The following is a 5395-nucleotide window of genomic DNA, read 5'->3' as shown; positions in this document are numbered from 1 at the left end:
TCCGGTTGGTGTTCCCCAAAGAGCGCGATCGCCTGTTCCCCATTTTCGGCTTGGGCAATCACCTGCATCTCTGGGTCACGGTTAATAATCGTGGCTAAGCCTTGCCGAAAAATGGCATGATCGTCCGCAATCAAAACCCGAATGGTCGTGGCTTGGCTCATCGTGATGCTCACTCAAGGGTTGACGGTGACAATAATCTCTGTTCCCTGCCCAGGTTGACTTCCAATCGTGAGTTGTGCGCCGATGCGCTCTGCCCGTTCGCTCATGCCGAGTAAGCCGAAACCCTCAGAGGCTGGAAGATTCCCGACTCCAAAGCCCTGCCCATTGTCTCTCACGCGCAAGCAAACCTGATCGCGCTCGTAGACTAGCTCGACTCGAATTTCGTCAGCCTTGGCGTGTCGAATCGCATTGGTTAAGGCTTCCTGCCCCATCCGCAGTAAGTTATTCTCGACTTCAGTGGGCAGAGCATACACTGCCCCCTCGATCTCATAGTGCAAAGTGGTATCCATTGCGGCAGCTCTAGTCTGAGCGATGAGACGATGGAGAGCGCTCTGTAAACTGCCTTCTTCCAAAAGCTGAGGACGGAGCGCGACGACCGATCGCCGTGCTTCAGTTAGTCCAGTGCGCCCCAATTCTTTGATCAGGTCTAGGTGTGCTTGAGCTGCTTCTAAATCATCTGTTAGCACCTGTTTTGCGGCTCCCACTTGAGCCAGAATGCCTGTAAACGCCTGAGCGAGTGTGTCGTGAATTTCACGTGCCATGCGGTTGCGTTCCTCTAAAATTGAGGCTGCTTCTGCTTGCTTTTGCGGCGTAATGTCTCGCGCCAGCCAAATCACCTGATCGTGCCGAATCGGGGCAATGCGAGCCGAAAACCAGGCTTCTTGTTCAGCTATCTGCAAGCTGTACTCAACTGTGAGCATTTGTTGGGTGCTCAGTACTTGCCGAACGTAACCTAGGAATTCATCAGCTTGTTCTTTTTCAAAAATCTGGTGCAGTGTTTGACCAATCTGCTCCTCAATCGGTCGATACAACTGATTCGGTTTCACTTCGACTGCTTCGATCACTCGCCCTTCAGCAGTAAGGACAAACAGCGGATCGGGAATGGCTGAAACGAGTGCCCGCAGTTCTGCTTCAGAGGCTTGCAGCGCGGCTTCTGCTTGCTTGCGATCGTTGATGTCAACGTGGGTTCCTAACATCCGCATGGGTTGACCTGATTTGTCCCAGGCAACAATTTTGCCAACAGAAAGAGTCCATTTCCACTGACCATCCTGGGTACGCTGGCGATACTCTGCTTGATAGCTGGGGATTTCTCCAGCAATGTAAGCACGGTAGGTTGCGACAACTGATTCTCTGTCATCAGGATGCAAACGAGCAATCCATTCAGAAATGGTTTCGTGGAATGTTGCTGGATTGTAGCCCAGCATTAAAGCGTATTCCGGGTTAACAGTTCTTTCTTCAGTTTTTAAGTCGAGATCGTAGAGTCCTTGATTTGAAGCGGTTAATGCTAAGCGTAGTCGTTCTTCACTCGTTTGTAGAGCGGCTTCTGCTTGTTTGCGATCGCTAATATCTACAACCACCCCTTCAATGTAGCCATCGGCTGCATTCAGATAAGAAGAGAAAAGTACCCAAAACAATGTCCCATCTCGTTTCCGCACCTGGGCTTCAAAGTTTCGCACTTCCCCATCCCGCTTCAGCAACTCAAGGAATTGTTGGCGATCGCTGGGATTGACATAGTAGCCTGCGGTGTGTTCAATCCCAATGATCTCCTCTGGTGAGTCAAAGCCATACAGATTGGCAAAGCGTTGATTGGCATCGAGAATTAATCCATCCGAGAGGCGGGTGCGGTAGATGCCAACCTGCGAGTTTTCAAAAATATTGCGGAACTTGGTTTCACTGCGTTGTAATGCTTCTTCTGCTTGCCTACGCTGGGTGGTGTCATTGCCCACCGATAAGATTTCAACGACTTCTCCCTGTTCATTGAAGATGGCTTGATTTGACCAAAAAACCCAAACTCGCCGACCGTCTCGACACAGGTTTTCACTCTCGCCTTGCGGGTACAATTGAGGATGACGAAGTAAATCGTGAACAAAGGGTTTGACATCGCGTCCAGAGGTTTCGATGTCTGGAATGATGGTTTCAAATAAGGTTCGCCCTACAATCTGATGTTCTTCATAGCCCAGGAGTTTCACCCCATAATCGTTGATGTATCGAATTCGTCCTTGTGTGTCATAGCAAATGATGACGGAATTCGCGGTTTGTAACAGGTTGCGGTAATTGGCCTCACTTTGTCGTAACGCAGCAGTTCGTTCTGCGACCTGTTGCTCTAATGTGCAGTTGTAGTCGGCTAGGAGTTTCTCGGCTTGTTTGCGCTCTGTAATGTCCTGAAAAGTAGCGATCGCATAAGTGATATTGCCCTGTTGATCAAAAACTGGTGTTCCTCGTGCCTCAAGTAGAATTGAGACATGATCTCGACGAATTTCTATATCTTCAGTCCTGATGCGTTCGCCCCTTAATGCCCGCACATTAGGCAGGCTCTCCGCTGGATAGATTTGATCCGTTCCCGCTACATAAAGCTGATAAGCCTCTGAGAGTTGCTCCGGTGCTACGGAAGTATCAGTTTCTTTGCCCAAGAGTTGATTGCTGCATTGGTTGGCATAGTAAGGGCAACCCGTCGCATCCACGATCGCAATTCCCACCGGAATCGCTTCGAGGAACTGGGTGATCTTGCTTTCCTTAGCCTGCAGTTCTGAGTAAAGGTTGGCATTTTCGATGGCGATCGCTGCTTGAGTCGATAATAGCTGCAAGACCTGCGATCGCTCTGGTGTAAATACTCCAACTGCTAACCGATTTTCTAAATACAATACACCAACTAGCTTGGCTTGATTTAGCAGCGGCAAACAGAAAACGGATTGAGGCTGGTGCTGTTGCATGTATGGCTCATTAATAAAAGCACCTTCACGAGTCGCATTATTTAAGGTGACAGGCTTCAGAGTCCGCATCACATATTGAATGATTGATTCTGGCAATTGATCGGTAATTGGAATAGACTGTAACACCTGAGTCGCACAAGCATTCTCATCGGCATTGAGTTCACAAGCCGCTTCAATCGACCATTCTCCTGAGTTTTCTAAGATCAGATAGCCGGTTTGTGCGCCAGCATTCTCAATTACAATTTGCATCAGTGATCGCAGCAATTGCTTCAGTTCAATTTCACGAGAAATCGCTTGTGAAGCTTTCATCACTGCTGCCAAATCGAAAGCAGTATGGAAGGGATTAGTGATGGTTTTAGCAGTAAGAGGAATTGATGTGGAAGCGGCTCTAGGCGACTGAGAAAAGAACTTTGGATAGCGAGTTTCTAAGTCTTTAACTTTAGCAGTTGCGCCCCAGCGATCGTAGCAATAGTGCGCCTCTTTCATGTAGGTTTGAGCAATTTTTTCTCGACCTCGCGCTAGATAATGTTTTGCAGCCAATTCGTATGCTAACGCCTCTTCCTGGATATATTCATTTTCTCTGGCTCCTTGAATCGCCCGTTCATAAGACTCTTCAGCCTCAAAGAATTGCCCTAAAACTCGCGCTTTCTCTGCTTCGACTAGATGAAATTTATGGAGATAATTCATTGGGGCATGTTCTGCCCATTTCTGCATTTTTTCTTGGTTGGTGTTAACACAGTTTAGCCAAGCTACTTTTTCAGCGTTTGAAGCATCGAGCGATAGGCTCAAAAGCGCTAGAGAATGATAGAAACAGAATATAGGTAGAACCGTTATTGCTGTCACCTCTTCAAAATGTGGCCTTGCCAAAATAGCAGTCTGTTCAGCTTGATGGTGTTCTCCAAATAGATAAAACAGTATGACTTTGTGTAAATAGAGTATCTGGATTGCATTTCCATCTTTAACTGCAATAGCGTGTGATAACGCCTCCTCTTCATTACACACCCGACCAACTAAGCGACTGGGATTCTCAGACCGATCTAACAAATTAAGAATGGTCTGCCACACGATTGCCAGCCAATTCGAGGGGCTTTCCCGTCTGATTTGATTGGTCGCTTTGCTATAGGTTGCTGTTTTTTGTTCCAGTTGGGTGAGTTCCTCTCCAGCAGAAAACGAGTAATAGCACACGTAATAGGCAGCATAACCAGCAGTTTCAAAGTCTCCAGTTTCTACTCCACTTTGATAGGCATCAGCCAGCATGGGTATTGTGTTGCTAAGATGCACCTTCCAGTGCATGATATGGGTACCCGAAAACCTTAGGGTTCTAGCCTTGCCTTTTTTGCTATGCAATCGTTCTGCCAGGCTGAGAGCCAGTTGACCAAATTTATAGCCGAGTTCAATGTCTTGAACAACTCCACATAGAACCAACCCGTAGCAGGCATAATACAGCGGTGACCAGATAGCATTACCGTAGGTGATTGATAAATTGACCGTTTTGCATATAATCAGTATCCACAGTGCTGGTAACGTTATAAATGCAGCAGACCTTATACTCGATAGGATCGTTATAGCTGCCAGTGGTTCTGGTGCAGTCATCTCTGGTAAATTACTCAAGTCTTCGATTTCTCGTTCAGCGAGTAATGCCACCGTTGACTCCAATGCCCTTTGAATATCTGCCCGACTTGGATTTTCGATTAAATCTATTCCCAAGAGCTTTAACGCTTCCAAGCCAGTTTTGAGTGTTTCTTTCAGGTTGCCCTGTGACGAATATCCTTGAATGCTGCTATCGTAAGCCTGCACTTTGTCAACCACTGTTTTGGCACGAGCGAGTACCACTTCTACCAACTGTTCCATCGCCTCAAAGCAACCCTGGAGATACGCCGCTTCGGCTGCTTCTGAGTACAGCGCTAAGGTGAGATCATACTCACGCTGCCAACTCTCTGCATTGAGGAGTTTAAGCCCTGTAGTGAAATACTGAAAAGCTGCTTCATAAGCCGTTGCTGCCTTTGCTCTCTGACCTGCCCTTAAATTCAATCTGGCAATTTCAGTTCGTTCTAATCGAGCCGTGACTAGCTCAAGTCCTTGATTGAGATGATCGATGATTTCAAACAACCGCTCGGATCGTTGCTCTGGTGAAGTTTTTTCGAGCAAATTGCGACCGACTTGGAGATGAACCACCTGTTTTTGCGATTCATCAATCAAAGCATAAGCCGCTTGCTGCACGCGGTCGTGCAGAAACTTATACTCTTGAACCAACAAATCTTCGTCCAAGTCAGACAGCGGTTGAATTAAGCCCGCTTGTATTACTGCTAGTAGATCCTGGAAAATTGCTTTCGGTGATTTTTCGCAAATGATCGCCAACGTCTTTAAATTAAATTCAGACCCAACACAAGCCGCGATGGAGAGAACTTGCTGTGTTGCTGTCGGTAATTTTTGCAACTGACGCAGCAGTAACTCCACCACATTAG

General features: G+C 47.2%; 1 protein-coding gene. It reads right to left on the bottom strand.

Annotated features, from left to right (window positions below; genetic code table 11):
- Positions 1–173: 173 nt before the first annotated feature.
- On the bottom strand, positions 174–5395 hold a 5222-nt coding region (locus tag H6F90_RS03575), incomplete at its 5' end, for a PAS domain S-box protein (RefSeq protein ID WP_190550283.1).

Origin of the sequence: Trichocoleus sp. FACHB-591, assembly GCF_014695845.1 — a bacterium.
Classification (GTDB): domain Bacteria; phylum Cyanobacteriota; class Cyanobacteriia; order FACHB-46; family FACHB-46; genus Trichocoleus.
Note: the sequence above shows the minus strand (reverse complement) of the source record. Positions and strands in the feature narration are given on the sequence as shown.